Origin of the sequence: Neolewinella persica DSM 23188, assembly GCF_000373105.1 — a bacterium.
In the GTDB taxonomy this organism is placed as follows: Bacteria; Bacteroidota; Bacteroidia; order Chitinophagales; family Saprospiraceae; genus Neolewinella; species Neolewinella persica.
The window spans coordinates 238,785-260,683 of the sequence record NZ_KB890413.1; the positions used below are offsets into that span (position 1 = coordinate 238,785).

The 21,899-nt window shown below is 52.7% G+C and carries 20 protein-coding genes, 1 tRNA gene and 1 other RNA gene; 8 read left to right on the plus strand and 14 right to left on the minus strand.

Going from position 1 to position 21,899, the window contains the following annotated elements; genetic code table 11:
- Positions 1 to 16: 16 nt before the first annotated feature.
- Together B036_RS0100995 and B036_RS0101000 are read left to right on the plus strand one after the other, a co-directional pair.
- On the plus strand, positions 17 to 1,354 hold the full coding sequence (locus B036_RS0100995; RefSeq protein WP_020566820.1) for a RagB/SusD family nutrient uptake outer membrane protein: 1,338 nt from the start codon (positions 17 to 19) through the stop codon (positions 1,352 to 1,354).
- Positions 1,355 to 1,578: 224 nt separating this feature from the next.
- The gene (locus B036_RS0101000; RefSeq protein ID WP_157471981.1) at positions 1,579 to 2,130 is read left to right on the plus strand and encodes a DinB family protein; all 552 of its coding nucleotides are present in this window, start codon (positions 1,579 to 1,581) and stop codon (positions 2,128 to 2,130) included.
- On the opposite strand, the gene B036_RS0101005 is transcribed toward B036_RS0101000, so the two are convergent.
- Positions 2,108 to 3,565 carry a family 43 glycosylhydrolase gene (locus tag B036_RS0101005; protein WP_020566822.1) on the minus strand — a complete coding sequence of 486 codons (1,458 nt, stop codon included), beginning with the start codon at positions 3,563 to 3,565 and terminating at the stop codon, positions 2,108 to 2,110. The two genes, B036_RS0101000 and B036_RS0101005, sit on opposite strands and share 23 nt — an antisense overlap.
- A gap of 238 nt (positions 3,566 to 3,803) precedes the next feature.
- Between B036_RS0101005 and B036_RS0101010 the strand changes: the two genes are divergently transcribed.
- From B036_RS0101010 to B036_RS0101020, 3 genes are all read left to right on the plus strand, one after another.
- Complete coding sequence (locus B036_RS0101010; protein ID WP_020566823.1) at positions 3,804 to 4,364, plus strand: Crp/Fnr family transcriptional regulator; 561 nt, start codon at positions 3,804 to 3,806, stop codon at positions 4,362 to 4,364.
- Positions 4,365 to 4,520: 156 nt separating this feature from the next.
- The gene (locus tag B036_RS0101015) at positions 4,521 to 4,961 is read left to right on the plus strand and encodes an SRPBCC domain-containing protein (RefSeq protein ID WP_020566824.1); all 441 of its coding nucleotides are present in this window, start codon (positions 4,521 to 4,523) and stop codon (positions 4,959 to 4,961) included.
- A 108-nt stretch (positions 4,962 to 5,069) separates the two neighbouring features.
- Positions 5,070 to 5,142 (plus strand) — tRNA-Ile (locus B036_RS0101020).
- A 138-nt stretch (positions 5,143 to 5,280) separates the two neighbouring features.
- On the opposite strand, the gene B036_RS0101025 is transcribed toward B036_RS0101020, so the two are convergent.
- The 6 genes from B036_RS0101025 to B036_RS0101055 form a co-directional block, all read right to left on the minus strand.
- Complete coding sequence (locus tag B036_RS0101025) at positions 5,281 to 6,237, minus strand: DUF4412 domain-containing protein (RefSeq protein ID WP_020566825.1); 957 nt, start codon at positions 6,235 to 6,237, stop codon at positions 5,281 to 5,283.
- Positions 6,238 to 6,528: 291 nt separating this feature from the next.
- The gene (locus B036_RS0101035) at positions 6,529 to 7,470 is read right to left on the minus strand and encodes a class I SAM-dependent methyltransferase (RefSeq protein ID WP_020566827.1); all 942 of its coding nucleotides are present in this window, start codon (positions 7,468 to 7,470) and stop codon (positions 6,529 to 6,531) included.
- Between the two features lie 181 nt (positions 7,471 to 7,651).
- Entirely contained in the window at positions 7,652 to 8,245 is a 594-nt protein-coding gene (locus B036_RS0101040) for a TetR/AcrR family transcriptional regulator (RefSeq protein WP_020566828.1), read from the minus strand.
- Between the two features lie 86 nt (positions 8,246 to 8,331).
- A complete protein-coding gene (locus B036_RS0101045; protein ID WP_020566829.1) occupies positions 8,332 to 9,084 on the minus strand; it encodes an SDR family oxidoreductase in 753 nt (250 codons plus the stop codon).
- 150 nt (positions 9,085 to 9,234) lie between these two features.
- Positions 9,235 to 10,746 (minus strand): DEAD/DEAH box helicase, encoded by a 1,512-nt coding sequence (locus B036_RS0101050; RefSeq protein WP_020566830.1) that lies wholly within the window; start codon positions 10,744 to 10,746, stop codon positions 9,235 to 9,237.
- Positions 10,747 to 11,118: 372 nt separating this feature from the next.
- The gene (locus B036_RS0101055; RefSeq protein ID WP_020566831.1) at positions 11,119 to 11,595 is read right to left on the minus strand and encodes a GNAT family N-acetyltransferase; all 477 of its coding nucleotides are present in this window, start codon (positions 11,593 to 11,595) and stop codon (positions 11,119 to 11,121) included.
- A gap of 279 nt (positions 11,596 to 11,874) precedes the next feature.
- Between B036_RS0101055 and B036_RS0101060 the strand changes: the two genes are divergently transcribed.
- Positions 11,875 to 13,056 carry an aspartate aminotransferase family protein gene (locus tag B036_RS0101060; protein WP_026231557.1) on the plus strand — a complete coding sequence of 394 codons (1,182 nt, stop codon included), beginning with the start codon at positions 11,875 to 11,877 and terminating at the stop codon, positions 13,054 to 13,056.
- A gap of 294 nt (positions 13,057 to 13,350) precedes the next feature.
- Here the strand turns inward: B036_RS0101060 and B036_RS0101065 are convergent, their stop codons facing one another.
- Positions 13,351 to 13,974: a hypothetical protein gene (locus B036_RS0101065; RefSeq protein WP_020566833.1), complete on the minus strand. Its 624-nt coding sequence runs from the start codon at positions 13,972 to 13,974 to the stop codon at positions 13,351 to 13,353.
- Positions 13,975 to 14,245: 271 nt separating this feature from the next.
- Positions 14,246 to 14,893, minus strand: coding sequence for a hypothetical protein (locus B036_RS0101070; protein ID WP_020566834.1), 648 nt, complete (start codon positions 14,891 to 14,893; stop codon positions 14,246 to 14,248).
- 354 nt (positions 14,894 to 15,247) lie between these two features.
- Here B036_RS0101070 and holA point away from each other — a divergent pair, with 354 nt between their 5' ends.
- The gene (holA, locus tag B036_RS0101075) at positions 15,248 to 16,264 is read left to right on the plus strand and encodes a DNA polymerase III subunit delta (protein ID WP_020566835.1); all 1,017 of its coding nucleotides are present in this window, start codon (positions 15,248 to 15,250) and stop codon (positions 16,262 to 16,264) included.
- Between the two features lie 127 nt (positions 16,265 to 16,391).
- Here the strand turns inward: holA and ppgK are convergent, their stop codons facing one another.
- The 5 genes from ppgK to rnpB all read right to left on the minus strand — a co-directional run bounded on the left by ppgK (position 16,392) and on the right by rnpB (position 20,246).
- Positions 16,392 to 17,162: a polyphosphate--glucose phosphotransferase gene (gene ppgK, locus B036_RS0101080; RefSeq protein WP_020566836.1), complete on the minus strand. Its 771-nt coding sequence runs from the start codon at positions 17,160 to 17,162 to the stop codon at positions 16,392 to 16,394.
- Between the two features lie 185 nt (positions 17,163 to 17,347).
- On the minus strand, positions 17,348 to 18,226 hold the full coding sequence (locus B036_RS27580; protein ID WP_157471982.1) for a peptidylprolyl isomerase: 879 nt from the start codon (positions 18,224 to 18,226) through the stop codon (positions 17,348 to 17,350).
- A gap of 48 nt (positions 18,227 to 18,274) precedes the next feature.
- Positions 18,275 to 18,916, minus strand: a complete 642-nt coding sequence (locus B036_RS0101090) for a peptidylprolyl isomerase (protein WP_020566838.1) — start codon at positions 18,914 to 18,916, stop codon at positions 18,275 to 18,277.
- A gap of 109 nt (positions 18,917 to 19,025) precedes the next feature.
- Positions 19,026 to 19,391, minus strand: a complete 366-nt coding sequence (locus tag B036_RS0101095; RefSeq protein WP_020566839.1) for a hypothetical protein — start codon at positions 19,389 to 19,391, stop codon at positions 19,026 to 19,028.
- A gap of 447 nt (positions 19,392 to 19,838) precedes the next feature.
- Positions 19,839 to 20,246: RNase P RNA component class A (gene rnpB, locus B036_RS31500), an RNA gene on the minus strand.
- Positions 20,247 to 20,357: 111 nt separating this feature from the next.
- Here rnpB and crtD point away from each other — a divergent pair.
- Positions 20,358 to 21,872, plus strand: coding sequence for a 1-hydroxycarotenoid 3,4-desaturase CrtD (gene crtD / locus B036_RS0101105; protein WP_020566841.1), 1,515 nt, complete (start codon positions 20,358 to 20,360; stop codon positions 21,870 to 21,872).
- Positions 21,873 to 21,899 lie beyond the last annotated feature (27 nt).

The window sequence follows — 21,899 nt, forward strand, 5'->3', positions numbered from 1 at the left end:
CGATAAAATATAGCACATGACTTCTTTCAAATCAATCCTTTTCCTGCTGCTGGCCGTAGTGCTGGCTGGTTGCGCTAAGAACCTGGAGTTACAGCCCGCCCAGTCGATCAGTGAGGGCCTGGCCCTAAGCAGCGACGGTAATGTAAAAACGGTCCTGGTTGGAGCCTATGACGGCATCAGCAACGGCGACCTCTACGGCGGTAACACCATGCGCGATGCCGACCTGTTGGGTGGCAATGGTGAGGTTCGCTGGGTCGGCACCTTCAACGGCCCACGTCAGATCTTCAACAAGCAAATCGAAGCCGGAAATGGCGACGCCCAGGAGCGGTGGCTGGAAAGCTACGAGGCCATCAACATCGCAAACAACGTACTCTCCGCGCTCGACGTGGTAGATGCCGACGATCGTGACCGCGTGGAGGGCGAAGCGCTCTTCCTGCGTGGCCTGCTTTACTTTGACCTGGTCCGGTTCTATGGTCTACCCTACGAAGCCAGTGGCGGCAACAGCCAACCTGGCGTCCCGTTAGTATTGGAGCCTACCCGCTCAATCAGCGCCGAAACCAACGTATCCCGCAGCTCTGTGGAAGATGGCTATGCCCAGGTCCTGAGTGACCTGGAGCGCGCCGCGATCCTACTGCCTTCCGACAATGGCTTCTTTGCTACAAGCCTATCAGCTAAGGCCATTCTTGCCCGTGTATACCTACAGATGGGCCGCTACGCCGACGCCCGCGACAACGCCAACGATGTGATCGCCAGCGGCGAATTCTCCCTCGCCGACACCTACGCCGAAGCCTTTATGAACGAAGCCAACTCTAGCGAGGACATCTTCGCCATCCAGGTATCCAATCAGGATGGGATAAATAACCTTAATCTTTTCTACTCCATTCCCGAATTCGGCGGCCGTGACGGTGACATTGAAATCCTCGACGCTCACCTTGATCGCTACGAAGAGGGCGATGCCCGTAAGGAACTTTTCTTCGAACGTGCAGGCAGCACACTTTCCGGGAAGTTCAATAACCAGTTTGCCAACGTTACCGTTGTCAGGTTGGCAGAAATGCACCTGATCCGCGCCGAAGCCAACGAACGCCTCGGAACGGAGGTAGGCCTCGCGCCAGCGGCGGAAATCTCTGCGCTGCGTATGCGCTCCGGCCTCGATGCTGTGGACGACGTAAGCCTTGAAGACATCATTGAAGAACGCTACCGCGAATTGGCCTTCGAGGGCTTTTTCATCCATGACATTAAGCGACTGCAACGGGACGCAGGCAACTTCGCCTACAATGCTCCGGAGCTTGTCTTCCCGATTCCTTCCCGGGAGATCGTCGCAAACCCTAACCTGGACCAGAACCCAGGCTATTAGCACAATAGCTTTCTTAAAGATTCAGGCAATCTGCACCGCGCCTTCCTCCGGAGATTATTTCGGAGGGAGGCGTTTTTTATGGCGTGGGCGCAGGTGCCGGGGAAGTTTAAAACAGTTAATCGGTGGCGAGGTCTGGTTTTCAGCAGAAACGATTTTTAGAGCGCATGCGTTACTATTTGGAATGGCCGAGTGTAGGCGATTCGTACCACCCGAAATACCACCCCATGCGTTACCTCCCCCTGCTCCTCTGTCTCTTCCTATGCACCAGCGTCCGCGCCCAAAAAATTGAAGTGCCGAGGGGTTACAGCCCGCAAGTCGGTGTGGTTGTTTCGATGCTAGAAGACCTAAAACGCCGCGTTACCCGCAGTGTGGCCAATCTTACCGTAGCGGAAACCGACTTCCTGCTCGATGACAAAGCCAATCGCATCGGTGCCATGATCTATCACCTGGCTGCCACCGAAAAGTACTACCAACGCTACACCTTCGAAGGCACCGGTTACCTGCCCGAAGACGCCCACTGGGAATTTGCGCAGGACCTCGGAGTGCCCGCCCGTGAAAAACTGGTGGGTAAACCCATCCGCTTCTACCTGGACCTGTGGGACGAAGTCCGTGCCGAAACCCTACGTCAGTTGAAAACCAAAGACGATAAGTGGTTCAACGCCAAGGCGGGCGGCAACCGTAATATGAACAACCACTGGGCCTGGTACCACGTGATGGAGCACCAGGCCAACCATATGGGGCAGATCCGGCTGATTACCGGTCGGTTGCCCCGGTAGATAACAACGGTAGTACAACCTCCCCTTCCAGCTCCAGCGGCTCGATCCAACCCTGCGCATCAAAGCGCAGCGGGCTGCTCCAGTATTGGTAATCGTGTCCCTTCACGTTATCTGAAGCTGAGCCCCACAGGTCTCCCATCCAGAGAAATTCCGTTCCTGAAGCCGTTTGAATGTCCATGACGTAGGTCTGCTGGGCAGGGATGATGATGGGACCGGGCTGGCCGTCGCTGACCCAGGCCTCCTCCACATTATCGCTCACCTCCGTGAGGCGTACTTCGTCGTACGGGTAATCTGTTTGGGGGGTGATCCGCACCCGGGTAACTCCTTCGGAGTTATTCAATCCGTGGCCAATAATTTGCAGCATATTCTGGTCGCTGGCAAAAGCGTCGTTTATTGATAGGGGTTTCCAGCCGTGGTCGTAATATTCGAAGGTAAAACTCGGCCGTAAAATCCGTTCGTGTACCCGTGGATTATCAACTTCTCCACACTGCCCCTGCCGGTTGCCAGTGAACACCCAAAGTTTAATTCCATTTCCGCTACGGCCTGGTTTCATATCCAGAATCAAGTGCTGAAAAGTACTGTCCGGTTTGCGTTTTAACGCGACGTATTCGGTCGTAAACGTCACCCCGTCCGTCAGCTCCGTCTCCCGCCAGCCAGGCCTGCGATTGATGTTATTCGTCAGCGTCCATTGCCCCAGCGGATTGTCGGTCATATACACCCTGGCTCCGGCGCCCTGGTTACAGAAGCAACAGGTATAATCGGTTAGCAAGTAGTAAATGTCATTGCGCTTAAACATAGAGCCGGCCTCGCAGTATTGGGCGATGTAGCCACCGTTTTCCTTGGTGGAGCCGAGGTAGTCCGGGGTCAGTTTCTCTACCGATACGCGGTGCCCGTTGATGGTATTGTAACTGATATAGGCCGTTCTGTCTTCGTCAACAAACAGGCCGAAGTCTCCAACGCCAAGTTCGGAGTGCGCCACCGCTACATCACTGCTGACGATACGGAATGGTCCTTCCGGCGTATCGCTTACGGCGACGCCGAAGTGGCCGTCCCACAGCTCGGGATACCAATTGTACCACAGCACGTACTTACCGGAGGCTTCGTTAAAGATCACGTGTGGGCGGTAGTAGACACCGGCCGGAGCTTCGGCCAGGGCAGCCCCGATGTGCTCCCAGTTCACCATGTCCGGACTCCGGTATACGTGATATTCGTTTGCTTTGGTAAAGCCGTTGGTTGTGCCGTACTGCGTACCGTACCAGTAGAAAAATTCACCAAACTGGATGATGCGGCCATCGTGGGCATCTACTATTTTACCGTCGGTGGTCCTGCGTGGTTCCAGGTTGGAAAGGGTGACGGATTTGCCTGGCGAATTTTCAGGGGCGGGGGCGCAGGTGCAAAGAGAAAGACAAAGGAGCAAGGGGAGGTAACGTAGCATTTGGCGGATTGAATGGAGGGAGGGAAAGATAGTTGGTACGTCGGTGAAGGAGACCGGGACAGGGCAGGGCAGTATTGGATCGGCCGGCGGATGAGGCTAAAGAGGGCTTTCCCTCCTTCATTATACCTACCTTCATCTTCGTAGACTGTATGCGAACCTTAATCTTCAAGATAAACAGAAACGAGGTGCGTGGTATCAAGCGACACCTACCGGAATGGGTGGATTAAATTAGCGGACAATGACAACCTCCCAACTCCTCCAAACTAACTTCCGCCTCTCTCCCGAGAAAGCAGCAGAAGTAGCCCTGTTATTCCGCGAAGACCACCTTAAAAAAGGCGACTATTTCCTGCGTCGGGGCCAAACCGTGCGGAAGCTGAGTTTCCTGCGGTCAGGACATCTACGCGGCTGGGCACCAGCCGGCGACAAAGACATCACCCAGTGGATCTTTACCCCCGACTACTTTGTGGCCGACCTTAACTGTCTTCTTTTCGGCCTGCCCGCCCGTTGGAACATCCAGGCGCTGGATGGTTGCGTGCTGGCCACCCTGCCTGAAGAAAATTACCTGCGCATGTCTGAAGCTGTGCCGAATTGGGACCTTCTCGAAAAAGAGTTTCTAGGTCGTTGTTTTTCCACCCTGGAAGATCGAGTATTCACCTTCCTGTCGCTTTCTGCCAGGGAGCGGTACGAAGCTCTGCAAGCGTGGCAACCGGATTTATTCGATCATGTGCCCCTCCACTACCTTGCCTCTATGTTGGGGATGACGGCGGAGACCTTAAGTAGAATCCGGAGGGTTTCGTGATCAGGTCTCAGCGGTCAGTATTCAGCAGTCACAACCTCTGCACCCTGAATAATGATAACTGAATCCTGACCACTGAGTCCTGAATCCTGACCACTAAAACGCACTTCTTGACATTTATCAAGGCGAAGTGCCCCCTACCCATCCCACCTTTGGGGTATGTTACAACTCAAAACCACCATTAAGCTCCCCGTCCTCCCCGCCAGGGTATGGGCCGTCCTCACTGATTTTTCCACTTACCCGGAATGGAACCCTTTCATCACCCTGGCTTCGGGCGATTGGAAGGCAGGAAATACCGTTGCCATCACTGCCGGTGGCATGAGTTTTCAACCCAGGGTGCTCAAATTCTCCCCAGGTAAAGAACTTCGTTGGAAAGGGAAATTATTTTTCAACGGCCTTTTCGACGGCGAACACTATTTTCTCTTCATCGATAACGGAGACGGGACCACCACGCTGGAACACGGAGAACGTTTTTCGGGCCTGCTCGTCCCTGCCTTCCGCAAAAAACTGGAGACTGAAACGAAGGCTGGTTTTATCGCCATGAACGAAGCCTTACGAGACCGGATACTTCAGCTGAATGCCAGCTCCCTTGCCGGTTAACGGCACCTCATCAGATCAAAGTAACCGGCACGTGAAATTACCCGCCAACTAATTTTCCCACACACTGTGAAACTTTCGCCCAAGCAAGTACCTTTGTAGCTACTAACCGGGCCTATAGCTCAGCGGTTAGAGCGCCGGACTCATAATCCGTCGGTCCCAGGTTCAAATCCTGGTGGGCCCACATTCAGAAATGCTTCGCATTTCTACCCCACCCGCGCTTAGCGCGGGCCAAAATAGAAAGCCCGCCTGATCTTTAGATCGGACGGGCTTTCGTAGTTATGGGATTTTCAGGTAGCTTTTGGCCAGGGTCCGTTTGGATTTAGAACCCCATCTCTACCACCTCAACACCTGTGAGGTCGAGTACAGACTTGTCCATTTTGTCTTCACCAATCTTGATTTCTTTGAAATTCATCCGAAAGGTTTTGTCTCCGTCAGTCGTTGTTGATTCAATGGGAAAACCTTTGTACCCTCCAGCCAGGGAAGCTGCATTGGGCCCACTTGCCTTTGAAGCACCGGCCATACCGGCAAAACTGCGGTAGATTTCCTGCGCGTCGAAGTTGAGGTCCTCGGTTACCCAAGACTCCGTAGTGGTACCTTCTTTGGTGTCCTTAACGATGATTTTTTCACAGTTGTAGCCATCTACTTGTTTGCGTTCGCCGGTAGCCTCAAAAGTGAAACGGCCATCTTCAATTTCTGCGGTGGTATTATCCAGTATTTTGCCCATGCGGGGCACCCGCATGCGGAAGGCGGAGGATTTTCCGTTTTTGGTGGTGGTCACCATCGTCGTCTTACCGTCCTGGGTATTCAGAATCATCCGGGAGCTGGCGTCGTCCATATCTTCGGAAAACATATGCATGCCGAACTTATCGGACACTACGGCCATCTTAATGGTGGACTTATTTTCTTTACCGTTCCTTTTTACTTCGGTAACGTCCATCGTCAGACTGAAGGAAACGGGATTGGTATAGGGCACCCATGGGTCAGCACTCATATCCGTTGTGTTACCGGACGGAGAAGTGGTGCCAGGACCACTATTTCCAGCAGGTACAGGGGCCTCGCTGGAACCAGTATTCTTCTTTTTTTTCTTTTTGAACAGATTACCTACTGCATTAAAGGCGTCATCGACGGCACTATCTACCTTCTGATCAACCCGGGAATTGGCCCGGTTTTCGGCCCGGTTTTTGGCGCGGGTGCCAGCACGTTCGGCAGTAGTCTGCGCAAATAAACTAAGGGTAAGAAAAAGGGCGGCAAGGGTAAGAAAGGAGCGAAATTTCATGTTATTGGAACTTAATTGTGAGCATTACACCAATTGGTGTTGAGTGGTTGGTTCATCTATTTATGCGGTAAAAAGAATCAGCGTTACACTTCTCAAAAAAAAATCCGAACCTAAATCTAATCTCGTACGTCTGAACGTTATGCAGCACCGCTGCAACAGCCCCTGAACGTAAACAAATAACCTCTCCGTAGAAATGGAATTCCGCGAAAACTTCGGCCGTATAAGCTTCATTGCTTTTTTAATGCTCCTTTACATCAGCCTTTTTTTCCTTCCTCAATTGAGTAAGCTGGTTTAGGACATCCGCCAGCAGCGATGAAGGTTTCTCTTTCGGTGATCCGGTGGTAAAGTTTGCTTCGTGATGTCTTTAATCTCGGTAACTCCCTTAATCAATTCCTCCTCCAGTTTGAATTTCCGGGCGTTGGTCAGAAAGTACACCTTTCCGCCTTCGTTCAACTTCGGCAGACAGTAATTGATCAGCTTAGGGTGATCTTGCTGCAAATCAAAAGGTTCGCGCATGCTCTTCGAGTTCGAAAAGGTCGGAGGTGTGATTACGATGATGTCGTACTTGAGCAGGTTCGGTTTTTTCAACCAGGGCATGATGTCCTCCCGGATAAACCGATGTCTATCGGTGGCTATTTCGTTGAGAACAAAGTTGCGTTCCCCCCATTCCAGATAGGTATTGGACATTTCGAGACTGTCGACGCGAAAAGCATCCGCAGCTGCGGCGTAGGTCCCAAGGGCGCAGGTGTAGGCAAAAAGATGAAGTACCCGCTTTCCTTTAGCTTCCCGGGCCACCATCATGCGGAGCTCCCGCTGGTCGCTGTAGAGTCCCGTATCAAGGTAATCAGTCAGGTTTACCACAAAGCCAAGACCGTTTTCCACCACGGTAAATTCCCGCTGGGCAATGGATAACTTTTCGTACTGGTTGGTCCCCGTTTGCCGCTTTCGAAGTTTGAAGAATACCTGATCTCTGCCTACGCCAAGTACTTCGGTGATGATCTCCCGATAGGCGAGCTTCCGGTCCTGGTAATCGTCTTCCGTCCACTCCTCCCCTTTCCGGTGGTAAAGAGAAACGTAAACCTGGTCGGCGTAGCGGTCGAGGATGATGGGGAATTCGTCAAGGTCCGCATCATAAACACGGTACACTTCCAGTTCCTGACGGCGGGCCCATTTACCGTAGTGCTTCGCCATTTTACGAAGGCGGTTAGCGAAGGGGGCGTAATCTTTGGACATGGGGGTTGGTCTATTGGTCTGTTGGAGCTATTGGTAACCGGCACACTGGGGTAAAGTTAGACCACATTACGAAAGAGGTGCCTATTCAGGCGGGGCCGCAGGTGCAAAAGGAGTTTAAAGCGCAGGCAAAGTACGGCCCTTACATCCGATCACACTTGTTGCAATAGCTTCAGCGGATCAATTACGTCCAAGGCAGACCTTCCACACCGCGCACTACTGCCTTCACCAATGTCGCCCGTTCAATATTAGTTTGTACCACTACCTGCAGGCCGTTATAGCAGACAAACAGGTAATTGGCAAGCTCTGCCGGGTCAGCCTGTTCCTCCAACTTCCCCTGCTCCTGCGCCCGCGCCAAAGCAGCCTTCATAATGGCAACAAACTGCTCCCGGCTTTCTGCTGCAAAACTTAGTGCTTCCGCACAGGAATTGGCCATCTCGGTCGTTGCATTGACCACGTAGCACCCCCTGGCCTGCGCTTTACAATCCGGATGCGACTGCCGGGCCGTTGCCGTAAACAAGTCGATCAGGGCCTGCCGAAGGTCTTCGGCTGCACCCAGTGTTTTCTCCAGGCGCGTCATATTCTCATCCCGGTACGCCGCCAATGTCCGGTCATAAAGCTCCCGTTTTCCACCAAAAAACATATAGATGCTGCTGCGGCTGATGCCAAGATGCTCCTCCAGGTCACGAATAGACGTAGCGGTGTAGCCCCGTTCCCAAAACAGGTCGCGGGCTTTTTCCAGCACTACTTGTTCGTCAAATTCCTTCGTTCTGGCCATGTTAAACGGATGGATGAATAAAATAGAAAGGGGCCGACTACTTACTGCGAAGGTAAGGCCGGCCCCTTGGATTTTATCTGTAGTGGTTACAGCGTAGCCATGCCACCATCAATTTCCACTTCAGTGCCGGTCATAAAAGTGCTACCAGAGCCAGCTAGGAAAGCGACGTAACTGCCAATTTCCTCGGCCTTGCCAAAGCGACGCATCGGCACCTGGTTCGTAATGTACTCCCCCATTTCCGCCTGTTGCTTTTCGTCCATGCCGGTGGCGCCAAAAAAGCCCGTATCGATCGGACCGGGGCTAACGACGTTGACCCGTATCCCTTTACCGACCAATTCGGCCGCCATGATTTTCCCTAGCGTTTTCACCGCTCCCTTGGTTGCCGCATAGACGCTAAAGTTGGCAAAGCCCAGTTGGTTGGCAATGCTGGAATTAAGGACGATACTGGCCCCCTCGTTCAGATAGGGCAGTGCCGCCTGCACGGTGAATATTACCCCTTTCACGTTCACATTGAACTGTTTGTCGAAGTTCTCCTCCGTAATGTGGCCCAGGGGAGCAGGCTCTCCGAAGCCAGCGTTGGCGAAAATTACGTCGATACGGCCATAGTCTTTCCCGACCTGCTCCACAAATGCGTTGGTTTCAGGCACACTACCGGCGTCAGCGACGTACACTTTGTCAAAGACGTCATCGTAGTTGTCCCGAAAATCCTGGGCCCGTTTTTCATTTCTTCCCGCCGTCACGACGGTAGCCCCTGCGGCTTTAAGTGCTCTGGCCGAAGCCAATCCGATGCCGTTGCCGCCACCGGTTACTAATGCTATTTTTCCTGTAAGATCAGCCATTTATTTGCTGGATTTAAAAGTGAATAATTAAATTGTAACGATCGTTACGAATAATAAAATAACGATCGTTACAAAATTAAGTTCACTGCCTCGCAAAAAAAATGCGTGCCGAAATATTCCGGCACGCATTTTGTCTCTTAGTGAATAAATCTATTCTGGCTTCGGTCCGCCATCTGATCCACCTGAAGGTTTCGGCCCCCGACCACGGCCCCGACCTCGTTGTTTACGTTTCGGATCGCGTGGCCCTTCATTTCGGGTGCGTTCGCCCCGTGGCTGCTCATTGCCACCTTCTTTTTTCTCGCCGGTTCTGTTTTCGCCACTTTCAGCACGGGGCTTTTCCTTCCGGCCTCCGCCGCCCGAACGGTTACTGCCTCCTCGGCCACGACTACCGCCACCACCGCCAGAACGACGATCTCCGCCGCGTCCGCCACCACGGCGATTTCCACCACGGCCACGATCCCGGTCTCCACCACGATCATCCTTGAGGTGACCTGGCACCTCCAGCCGCTCAACTTTCATTTCCATCAGCTCCTCGATGGCTTTGAAGCGCCGGCGATCATCCCCGCTGATCAGGGTGATGGCTTCTCCTTCGGCCGCTGCGCGGGCCGTACGGCCAATCCGGTGGACATAATCTTCCGCATCGCCCGGCACATCAAAGTTGATGACCAGGTCAATGCCGTTAATGTGAATACCGCGACTCAAAACGTCGGTGGCCACCACTACCTGAATTGCTCCGGAGCGAAATTCGCGCAGGCGTTCTTCCCGTTCATCCTGCTCCAGGTCGGAGGAAACGTCTTTAACTTTTGGGTTCTTACGCGCCAGTCGGCGGGTGAGGTCGCGTACGGTTTTCTTGCGGCCACAGAAGATGAGGATACGATCCATCGTCTTCGTTTTCTCTTTCAGGATTTCTTCGATCAGCGCGATCTTGGCCCAATCCGCCACATCATAGGCCTTCTGCTTAATTTTCTCAGCGGGCTTGGAAATGGCAATGCTGATTTCGACGGGATTCTTGAGAATGTCCCGGCTGAATTTCCGGATCTTACTCGGCATGGTGGCTGAATAGAACAAAATCTGGAGCTTCTCTTTCGGCAACATGTCGATGATTTTGAGCATGTCGCTGACGAAGCCCATATCCAGCATCCGGTCGGCCTCGTCGAGGACAAGGTGACGGACCTCACTCAGGTCGGTGTACCCCATATCCAGGTGGGCCATAAGGCGGCCGGGGGTGGCCACCACGATGGGCGCACCGGTTTTCAGGGCTTTCTGCTCTTGGGCCATGCTGTGGCCGTCGCGACCACCGTAGATAGCGATGGAGCTGATCTTAGAGTAAAAGCTAAAGGCTTCCAGCTGCTGATCGACCTGCATGGCCAGTTCCCTGGTGGGTTCCAGAATGATGGTATCCACCTTTGTGGCCGGGGTATCACTCAGGTGCGTGAGGATAGGTAGCAAAAAAGCCGCCGTTTTGCCGGTACCCGTCTGTGCTACGGCCAGTACGTCCCTGCCCTCGAGGGAAGGGGTAATGGCCTGGGCCTGAATGGGGGTACATTTTTCGAAGCCCATTGCATCAAGGGCATCAAGGACATCATCGGAGATGTCTAATTCGTCAAAGTAGACGATTTCTTCCTCCTGTTCTTCGGGGGCGTTGTCTGGGGTAGCGTCCATTATATTAGTGGCTTGTTCTTGGGGGATGAGCAAGCCGTATTCTCCCTGGCCCGCGTGCTAAATTTATTAGGGTAGCCGGCATTCCGGCGGTGCAAAGGTACAGAAAAGAAGAATGGGTTGTTTTGTGAAGATTGGATGCCACAATTTTGAGCGCAGCCGCGGGTGCAAAGTGAATGGTTGATTAATTGAATGAAAGAATGGCTGCCGCAAGTACCGTTCGCATCGCTACGCTCGCTCACCTTGACGAACAAGCGTACCGCAGTGAGTAGTTACAGCGGCAGCCATTCACTCCTTCACTTTTTGGCGAGGTCCCAGGTGCATAGTAAGGGTAAAAGAAGCAAGGGACGAAGAGCAGCAAAAAAGCTATTGGCCTCAAAACACCACTTCGTACTTCCGATCCATCAACGGTTTTCCAAACGCAGAAGAAGGCCGTTCCTCCACCAAACGGTACCCGAAAGACTCATAGAGCCGGACCGCGATCTCCTGATCGTCGGTCGTCCAGAGGTAAGAACTCAGGTAACCCTTTTCCCGGGTAAAGGCCATAAAAAGGTGCAGTAATTTCCGCCCTAATCCTTTACCCTGAAATTTGGGTAAGATGAGAAAATAACGCAACTGTGCTGCCCGACCCCGATCATGTAATACCAGGCTGGCCTGGCGTTCGCCGGCGTCGTCCTCTATGATCCAAATACGGCTGCGCTTAGGATCATAAGCCTCGTAGAATTCTACCGCACTCTTCGCCACAACATATTCGAATTTCTCGGTGTAGCCAAGTTCACGATGATAGTACTCGGCATGAGCAGAGATAATAAAGCTTAAATCTCCGGGGAGAAGCGTGGTACGAATTTTCATAGCAGGTTTTCAGGTTGCAGGTTACCACAGGCAATTTAGTCAAGTTTTTCCAGCATTATTTCAGAAAGTTCATCATAACGGACGGAGCAAGCTGCGATGTGCGGTAGTCAGTCAAAAATCGAGCATCGCCTTTCGAGAATCGAGAATCCTACCAGCGGAGCAAGCTGCGATGTGCGGTAGCTGCAACCTGCAACGCGCCGAAGGCGCACTGCAACAAGGAGCGAAGCGACTGACGGCAACAGCGCGCGAACGAAGTGAGCACTGATGCGTTATCTCCCCATGTCTCAACGCGCCAACTTCTTATCCCACGTAGCCCAAACCAGCCCCGCTCCTATGGGGTTAGAGATTGCCGGAGGTCAGGGCATTTACCTGCAAACTACCGATGGCAAACGCTACCTCGACCTCATTGCCGGCATTGGCGTTAGTGCATTAGGCCACAACCACCCTGCCGTAGTAAAGGCCGTGCAAAAGCAGGCTGGCACCTATATGCATACGCTGGTGTACGGAGAGTTCGTGCTGGCTCCACAAGCCGAACTAGCGGCCTTATTGACCGATCAACTGCCTGATGGACTAAATAATGTTTACTTCGTCAACTCTGGCGCGGAGGCGACGGAAGGTGCCATGAAGCTGGCCAAGCGCGCCACCGGGCGTGCCGAGATCATCAGCGCGAAGCGCTCTTACCATGGCAGCACCCAGGGCGCGGCCAGTTTGCAATGGCCTAAAGATTTCACCCAGGCCTTCCATCCCCTGCTACCCGGCATTACGCACCTGGACTTCAACTGCGACTACTGCCTGAACAGAATCACCGAACGTACTGCTGCGGTCATCCTCGAAACGGTGCAGGCCGAGTGGGGCATCCGGAAACCCCGGCCGGAGTGGTTACGGGCCGTACGCAAACGTTGTGACGATGTAGGCGCGTTGCTTATCCTCGATGAGATCCAGGCCGGAATGGGAAGAACGGGGACACTCTTCGCCTTCGAGCAGTACGGTGTTGTTCCCGATATCCTGTTGTTGGCCAAAGGCTTTGGAGGTGGCATGCCGTTGGGCGCCTTCGTCGCCCGCAAAAGCATCATGGACCTGTTTACCATCGACCCCGTCCTGGGCCACATCACTACCTTCGGCGGGCATCCGGTCAGCTGTGCCGCCGGCCTGGCGTCCCTGCAAACCCTGCTGGCCGAACCCCAGCTAATCGCTTCCGTGAAGCAAAAAGAAGCCTTATTCCACGAGCTGCTGGTGCATCCTAAAATTCGCCATATACGCTCCGCCGGCCTTTGGATGGCAGTCGAACTGGACGACTTCGATCAGGTAAGGGACGTAATCGCCGGATGCCTTGAGCGTGGGCTCATCACCGACTGGTTCCTTTGGAACGAGCGGAGCCTTAGGATTGCGCCACCGCTGATTATTTCGGAGGAGGAGATTCGGGAGGCTTGTGGGATTATTCTTGCTGCGTTGAGTGAATAATTGAAGGAGGGAATAACTGAATAGCTACCGCAATTACCACTCACTGCGCTCCGCTTGTTCGCCATGGTAAGTAAGAGAATAATTGAAGGAGAGAATAATGGAATAGCTGCTGCAGCGACCACTCACTGCGCTTGCTCGCCATGGGAAATTGGTTCTCCGCGACCAGTCGGACGGACGGTCCGGCCGTCCGACAAATTCTTTTGACCTGGCGAAGCCGGACAAAAGTTTGTCTGCCGGCTATTATGATAAGTCACAACAATTGGCAGGATTTAAAAGTGCCAGGCAACCAGTCGATTATAAGCCCTGGTGCATTCCCGCAAACTGTTCCTTGGTCGGCCGATCGTGCAGTTCAATTAATTTGATGTGAAAAGCTCGATGGGGAACCCCAAAAACTTCACCTGAAACACGTACCCAGGCCATTTCAGTTTGGTCCCCGGATATTCCTTGCATTTCCCAGGTTGCGTCTAAGCGATCGACATTACTATCGAGGACCAAGCGTGGGTGTTTATAGTTGTAATGCAGGTACCAAACGCCGGAGTGGGTTTGCCTACCCCAATGACCACCAAAAAAGGTTCCGTTGTCAAAGCACTGAATCCACTGGCCAGTACCAGCGATTTTTTGACCCCGGCTGCCCGAGTGGTCGGCATAACTTTCAATTACCCAGTAGCTTTTGGTGAGCAATTGGGCGCGTAATTTCTCCATTGGGGGAGGTAGCCTTTGCCCGATTTCGCCAAACTCTGTAGCGTCGTTATTGATTTCTTCAGCGGGAGGAATCTGATGGATGTACAGGGGTACGTAGCTGGCGGTATCCTGGTCGGGGCTGGCGACAAAGGAGGCCGTTGATTCTGCGGCTGGAGCTGGCTTGGCGCAGTGGGTCAGTAATGTGATGGCCACCAAGGCGAAAAGTGAGCATTTCATGCTAATGGGTTTATGGCAATTTCATTCAAATGCACAAGGTATATTAAGACGAAGAGCGTTTTTCCGTTCCTTGCTCTTTTATTCTTATCTCTGCACCTGCGGCCGCGCCTGAAAGTGAATGATAGAATAATGGAGTGAGTGAATAATAGAATAGCTGCCGCAGCCGCCACTCACTGCGCTCCGCTTGTTCGCCACGGTGAGCGGCCGAAGGGCAGCGAACGGTACTTGCGGAAGCTATTCTCCCACTCCATTATTCTTCCATTCACTGCGCCTACAATCCGCTGTGAACACCGGCGAACTGTTCTTTGGTCGGCATATCATACAGCTCGATCCACTTTGCGGAAATTGGAGAATGGTAGGGCCCAAAATTGGCGTTGGACAACCTTACCCAGGCCGTTTGGCTTTGATCGCCGGCGATGGCCTGCATTTCCCAAACGGCGTCAAGCCGATCGACGTTGCTGTCGAGGGTCAGGCGGGGATATTTCTGTGTAACGTCGAGGTACCATGCACCGGCATGGGTCTGGCGGTCCCAGTGCCCACCGTAGAATGTGCCGTTGGGGAAACAGCGAATCCACTGCCCGGTTCCGGCGATTTTCTGCGACCGGCTGCCGGAGTTGTCCGCATAGCCTTCAATGACCCAGTAGCTCTTGGTCAGCATCTGTGCCTCCGTCCGCTCCATGGGTGGCGCCAGGATCTGCCCGAACCCACCAACTGCGGTAGTCGCAGAATTAAGCTCTTCGTCGGCAGGAATCCGGTGAATATAAAGTGGTACGTAGCGGGCGGTATCCTGATCTGGGCTAGCTACGTAGTCAGCCGTTGACTCCAGTTCATCAACGGGGGTCGTTCCATCGGAGGAAGAATTGTTATTGCAACCGATCAGCAGCAATACAAACAGGGGAAAGAGAAATAAATGCTTCATTTTCGTGGGATTAACAAGTTTCAAAGATACGGAAAGCCAAAACATTCCAACCTGTCGACTTAGTCATTAACGGTGCGTTGTGAATTGATGTATTAGCCAAATTGATCTTCTGGTGGTTATCGCTACTACTCCTTTTCAGAAACATCCTGCCTTATTCCGTACGGACGGGGCTTACCCCCCCGTTTCGGCACACTGAAAACCCTTCATTCGTTCGCTAAGCGAACGGCGGATTCTTCCTTCCTGTAGTTTCGGGGACAAGCCCCGCCACGAGCAGACTACTCTTAATTTACGAAACTTATGAAACGGAACACCCGTGCAGTGTAGACTATCTGACGAATAAACTACCTTCGCCCTATGGACTTCGCCCCCCTTCTCAAGACCATCAAAAGCAAGGATTTTTCTCCACTGTACCTTCTGCATGGAGAGGAGGCCTACTTTATTGACCAGTTAGAAGCTGCCATCGAAGCCAATGCTTTACAGGAACACGAGAGGGCCTTCAATCAAACAATCCTTTACGGTAAAGACACGGAGTACTTACAGGTAATCGATGCTGCCCGCCGGTTTCCAATGATGGCCGATCGCCAGCTGGTCCTGGTTCGGGAAGCCCAGGATATGCGCAGCCTGAAAGAACTGGTCAAATACGCAGAAAACCCCTCCCCTTCCACCGTGCTGGTCATCAGCCACAAGCATAAGAAGCTGAACGGCAATCTTGCGTTGACCAAAATGTTGAAAAAAAATGGGGTCGTTTTCGAGGCAAAGGCCCTGTATGACAACAAGATCCCCGGTTGGATCAGTAGCTATCTGAAAGGGAAGAAATACGGTATTGAGCCAGAAGCGGCCAGTCTCCTCGGTGAGTTCCTGGGCACCAGCCTTGGCAAGATCAGTAACGAATTGGATAAACTGATCATCAATCTTGCACCCGGTACCAAGGTCACGACAAAGATCGTAGAGGACCAGGTGGGGGTGAGCAAAGACTATAATGTCTTTGAGTTACAAAAGGCCATCGGCCACAACGACGTGGTAAAAGCCACCCGTATTCTCAACTACTTTAAGGCCAACCCTAAGGCCGGTCCGCTCCCCATGGTGCTGGGAAGCCTGTACAATTATTTCAGTAAGGTATTTTGCCTGAAGGAGATGCACCGGCAGCGCGCAAGCAAGCAAGACATCATGAAGAAACTGAACCTTCGCTTCGACTTCTTCCTGCAAGACTACGAAACCACCGCCCGGAATTATTCCGAAACAGGTATTCGCCACCTCTTCTCCTTACTTCGGGAGTATGACCTTAAAAGCAAGGGCGTCGGCAGTAACCTTGCCGGTAAGCAAGAGAATGAGCTATTGAAAGAACTTGTTTGGAAGATGATGCACCTTTAGTCAGAGAGTCAAGTAATACCTTGCGATAAGCTAACTTCGATTGTACGACAACCGACTATTTTTCGAGCGATGGTAAGCTAAAACCTGCGGTAGCTACTATCTATCCACTTAACTATCTGACAGTCGACTATTTGACTTTCGGCTTCTTACTTGCCGCATAAACTGCCGCCCCCACCGTTCCGGCAGTATTTTGCAGAATGGCAGGCTTCACTTCAGCGTTGGTTTTCAGAAATCGCTTGTACTCATCGAAACTCTTACTGGCGCCTCCGCCAAGGACGATCAGATCCGGGTTGAAGATCGAATCGACGTGCTTCAGAAACTTACTGAACCGTTTGCCGAATTCTGACCAGGACATATCAGTGTCTTTCCGTACGCGGTTAGAGATGAATTTCTCCGCTACAATCTTCTGATTTTTCAGAAATACCTGGCCGATTTCCAGATTGGGCATCAACTCTCCGTTAACGAAGAGCGCACCGCCGAGGCCAGTGCCGATGGTCACCATCAGTACTACGCCGTCATTAGCGTATTGCTTTCCCGTCCCGAAGGCCATTGTGGCGATACCGGCCGCATCTGCATCATTCAGTGCCACGAAAGGCAAGCCGGTAGCCTTTCCAAAAACTTTAGTAATATCAGTATTCACCCAACTATTATCGATGTTGGCAGCACTCGCAGCAATACCTCTTCGCACAATGGCGGGGAACCCCACGCCCACCGGGCCTTTATAACCGATGTGATCGACCAGCTTTTTTACGGTAGCGGCCATTGCCTCCGGCGTTGCGGGGGAAGGCGTATCAAAACGAAAGCGCTCTGTAACCATTTTACCGGTTGTCACGTCAACAAGGCCACCTTTAATGCCAGTAGCACCGACGTCTATTCCTAGGATTACATTTTTCTTCATTGCGTGTGTGTGTATGCTTAAAATCTCAAAAACAGTTTCGATACGCTTTCACTGTCACAAAGTACTCTGACACAAATAACCGGAGCGCTCTAAAAGGAAAAGAAGCAGGTAGGCGTTAAATCAGTTAGCCTCAAATTGTAGTTAAACATGATGACCCGGCTTCCCGCTTTTAGTGCCTCGGTGTTTTACCGAACCAGGGTGATCTTCATCCAAACGTCTTCTACCGGACGATCTCCAGGCTTAGTCTCCGTAGCCGCAATTTTGTCGATCACGTCGAGGCCTTCAATAACCTGGCCAAAAACGGTGTAGTCCTGATCGAGGACGGGAAAGCCACCTTTTTCCAGATACGTTTTCCTTATATCTGAAGGATAACGGACACCCTTAGTCGCCTCCTGCTTATTAAGCTCCGACTCCGTGACCTCACGGCCGTGAACGATGTAGAACTGTGAGCCACTGCTGGCCTTCTCCGGGTTAGGCGTGCGGGCTGCGGCAAGTGCCCCCTTAACGTGGGCCAGGCTCTCTACGATTTCTGCAGGCACCTGGTACCCAGGGCCACCGAAGCCTAAGCGGGTATCGGGAGTTGCATCCCGACTATTCGGGTCTCCTCCCTGTATCATAAAGCCACTCATGACACGGTGAAAAAGCAGGTCATCGTAGAAATTTTGCTCTACTAATTTTACGAAGTTGTCCTGGTGCTGTGGCGTAATGTCCGAAAGACGGGCAAGCATATTACCCATTGGGGTTTCAATCCGGACAAGGCATTCTTTAGGTGGAGTCACGTTGATGATTTGAGTAGTTGATTTAGATTTTCCCTTTGCGTCTGTTGCCGTAAGCACCACGTTATAATCTCCTGATTGGAAATATCGATGGCTCGGCTCTGCTTCTGTGCTGGTCTCTCCGTCCCCAAATTCCCAAGTGTAGCTAATCGCCTTTTCAGACGTATTATTGAAGGTGATGGTGTCAGCTGCAACTACGCTTCGTTGGGCGAGGGTGAAGCCCGGTTTAGGCGCAGCACATTGGCTGAACAAAACGGCTAAAAGCAAAAGGGGAAGTAAATGTCGCAAGGGATGCTATTTTAATAATAAGGCGGGGAGAAGGCAACCTAAAAAATCTTATTTAAAAGATACGCTTTCAATCACAACGTCTTCAACTGGCCGGTTCGCGGCACCGGTAGCTCCTGCGCTGATCGCATCAACCACCTCCATACCAGAGACAACCTGGCCGAAAACGGTATAATCCATGTCCAGGTCTGGCCGGCCACCATCTTTAATGTAGGCTGCACGTTGTGCTTCGCTGTATTTAATGCCTTTCATTCGTTCGTACTGATCGAGTGCCGAGGCAGCTTGCGGCTGACCGGTAACAATGTAGAACTGAGAGCCACTACTTGCTTTTTCAGGGTTTGGTGTACGAGCTGCGGCGAGGGCGCCACGCAGGTGAGGTTGGCCAATCTCGTGGTCAATCGTATAGCCAGGGCCACCCATACCGAGAGCGGCGCCTGCTGCGGCACCTCTGCTGTTCGGGTCTCCACCTTGAATCATGAAGCCCGGCATTACCCGGTGAAAGAGCAGTCCGTCGTAGTATTTTTCCTTAACCATCTTCTGGAAGTTCTCTTTGTGGCGGGGTGTTTCGTCGAAGAGTTCGACCGTAATATCACCTTTATTGGTTTTGATCAGCACCGTGTTCGAATCACCGGTACAGGCGGTGAAAAAGGTACAAACCAGCGCAAAAATCGCAATCTTAAGAAGCTGTCGCATATTTGGTTGTTTATTTTAGTCGCCAAAGGTAAGCAATTGTGGACTTCGTAGAACCAGCACCGCGCACGGCAGGTATAGCAAACCATAAAGGTTCCAAAAATCACACCGATTAACCGATAAGTCCTTCCTCCTCTTCCAGTTCCGCAAAATAATCGACAATTTTTTTCTTCAGCAGCTCTTCCTGCCCCGCCAGGTCACGCGGCGGAATCTTACCATTTAACTCATAATGTGGCCAACCGTCATCATCACGACCGATGAATTCGTAATGGCCATCGGCAGCAAAGAGGCGGCACACGGCAACATGCATCAGGTCTTGCTTTTCCTCCTTGGTAAAATCTTGTTTCCAACGCCCCAGTTCCTGTACGCCGATCAGAAAGAGCATAGCGTCCATATTGGGTAAGACGGGGCGATTAAAACGACTCTGTATCAAGTGACGAACTCGTTGGTAAGCAAAATCTTCTTCCCAGTTTTCCATATTACCTTTCGTTAGGGCCGCAAAGATAATCAGATGATGAGTGAATGATAGAAGGCGTGACCGCCGCAGGCAGCAGCGTAGCTAATCGGAGAATAGCTGCCGCAAGCGCCATTCGCAGTACTATGTTTGCTCTTCATGGCGAGCAAGCGCAGCACCGTGAGTGGATCCAGCGGTCACCATTCACTCACGCTCACATTTTGTAATGTTTTCAGGCGCGGACGCAGGTGCAGGGATTGTTTTAGTCTAGTAACGCGAATCAAGAGCTAAAGTGAGTCTCTTTACTTTACAACTAGCCTGAGACTCAGCAAATAATTGAGTGAGAGAATAATTGACCATTTGATTGCTGGCGCGACTGTTTCATCAGATAGGTACTTGTTTTAGCGCTTGATTCGCGTCATCAGTCTAAACGGAGGCGGCCCAGCCTTCTAAAGAAGACCAGGCCGCCAGATGCAGACAAGGTTCCGATAAGCCGGGTTCTGTCATCTCGCACGAATGCGAGAGCTCCACCATTTATCCAGGCCCGGAATTACTTCCGGGCTCTATCTACCTACCCGTAGCGCTCTTGCGAACCGACGGACCGCCGGCTGCCGCGAACGGCAATGCTACTGCTCGGTATTTCAACCCACGGGGTTTACCCACCCGCCGCATTACTGCGACGCGTCGTGCGCTCTTACCGCACGTTTTCACCCTTACCTCCCGCCCGGAGGCGAAAGGCGGTATAGCTTTCTGTGGCACTTTCCATATCCTCCGCATTCGGAGAACCCCGGCCGTTAGCCGGCGTGGTGCCCTGCGTTGCCCGGACTTTCCTCTCGCGGTCTTCCCGAAGGAGCCGCCAGCGGTGGAGTGGACCTGCCTGCGGGGGGAGAACGTTTTTTGGGAGTGGGAAGTTGACGTTTAGCAAAGCCTGAACCTTTACCCACCTTTTCGCCTTCCCCTTTGACCAATTAGCTTGCGAACAAAATCACCATGCCGCCTCTCTCCCCCACCATCATCATAGGCGCCGGCGTAGCCGGCCTGGCTGCCGCCGTCCGCCTGGCCGCTGCAGGCCATCAGGTAACCGTTTTCGAAGCCAACGACGGACCTGGCGGCAAACTCAGCCAGTTCAGTCTGGGAGAGTACCGCTTCGATTTCGGGCCCAGCTTATTCACCATGCCGCAGTACGTCGACGAACTGTTTGAATTGGCGGGAGAAAAGCCCGCGGATCATTTCAACTACGTCCGCCTCCCGGAGGTATGTCATTACTGGTGGCCCGACGGGACACGCTTCACCGCGCCGGGAGATACGGATGCGCTGGCCGACGCTGCGGCCGAAACCTTCGGCGTTCCGCGCCAAGACGTTGCCGGGTTCATGGCAGACGCTGCCCGAAAGTATGAGCTGACCGGCCGGACCTTTCTCGAAAAATCGCTCCACAAACCAGGAACCTGGCTAGACTGGCAGGTCGCCGGCGCGATGCTCCGCATCCCTACCCTTGACCTGTTTACCAATATGAACAGGGTACATGAACGGGACCTGAAGCACCCGAAACTGGTGCAGCTTTTCAACCGTTTTGCCACCTACAACGGTTCCAATCCTTATAAAGCACCGGGGCTCCTCAGTATGATCCCGCACTTCGAGCACCATTTCGGTGCCTACCTGCCTGCCGGGGGAATGTTTGACATCAGCCAGTCCATTTATGAGTTGGGTAAACGCTTGGGGGTGACCTATCACTTCAACCAGCGGGTAGAGGAGATTGTAAGAGCAGAAGGAAAAGTAAAGGGGGTGAAAGTGAATGGCGATCAATTCCATCCGGCGGAGACCGTCGTCTGCAACATGGACGTCTGGTTGGCCTACGATAAGCTCCTCCCCGGAGCGAAGCAACCCAAGCGTACCCTCCGCCAGCAAAAAAGCACCAGTGCCGTCATATTCTACTGGGGCGTAAAGCGGGCATTCCCCGAGCTGGGCGTCCACAACATCTTTTTCAGTGAAGATTACCGCAACGAATTTGCCCAACTGGAGGCAGGTACGCTTGGCGACGACGTGACTGTCTACGTCAACATCAGCAGTAAACTGATTAAGGAAGATGCCCCTCCGGGCCATGAAAATTGGTTCGTTATGGTCAATGCCCCAGCCGATACCGGGCAGGATTGGGAGACAATGATCCCAAAGCTTCGTGCCAGGGTACTTACCCTGCTCCAAAACCAACTTCTTGCTCCTGCGCCCGCGCCCAAAAATGCAGACGTACAAACGCAGCCACTACTCGCAGATTTGATTGAGGAAGAGCGCATCATCACGCCCCCGGAAATCGAACGGCTTACGGGCTCTCATCAGGGCGCGCTATACGGGACTAGCAGCAACAATACGATGGCTGCCTTCCTCCGCCATCCGAATTTTAGCCACCGAATTGAAGGGCTGTACTTTCTCGGTGGCAGCGTTCACCCTGGTGGCGGGGTGCCACTTTGCTTGTTGTCGGCAAAGATCACTGCAGGGCTGGTGAACGGATAGCGATCCAGGAAAAATTTGAGACCAGCC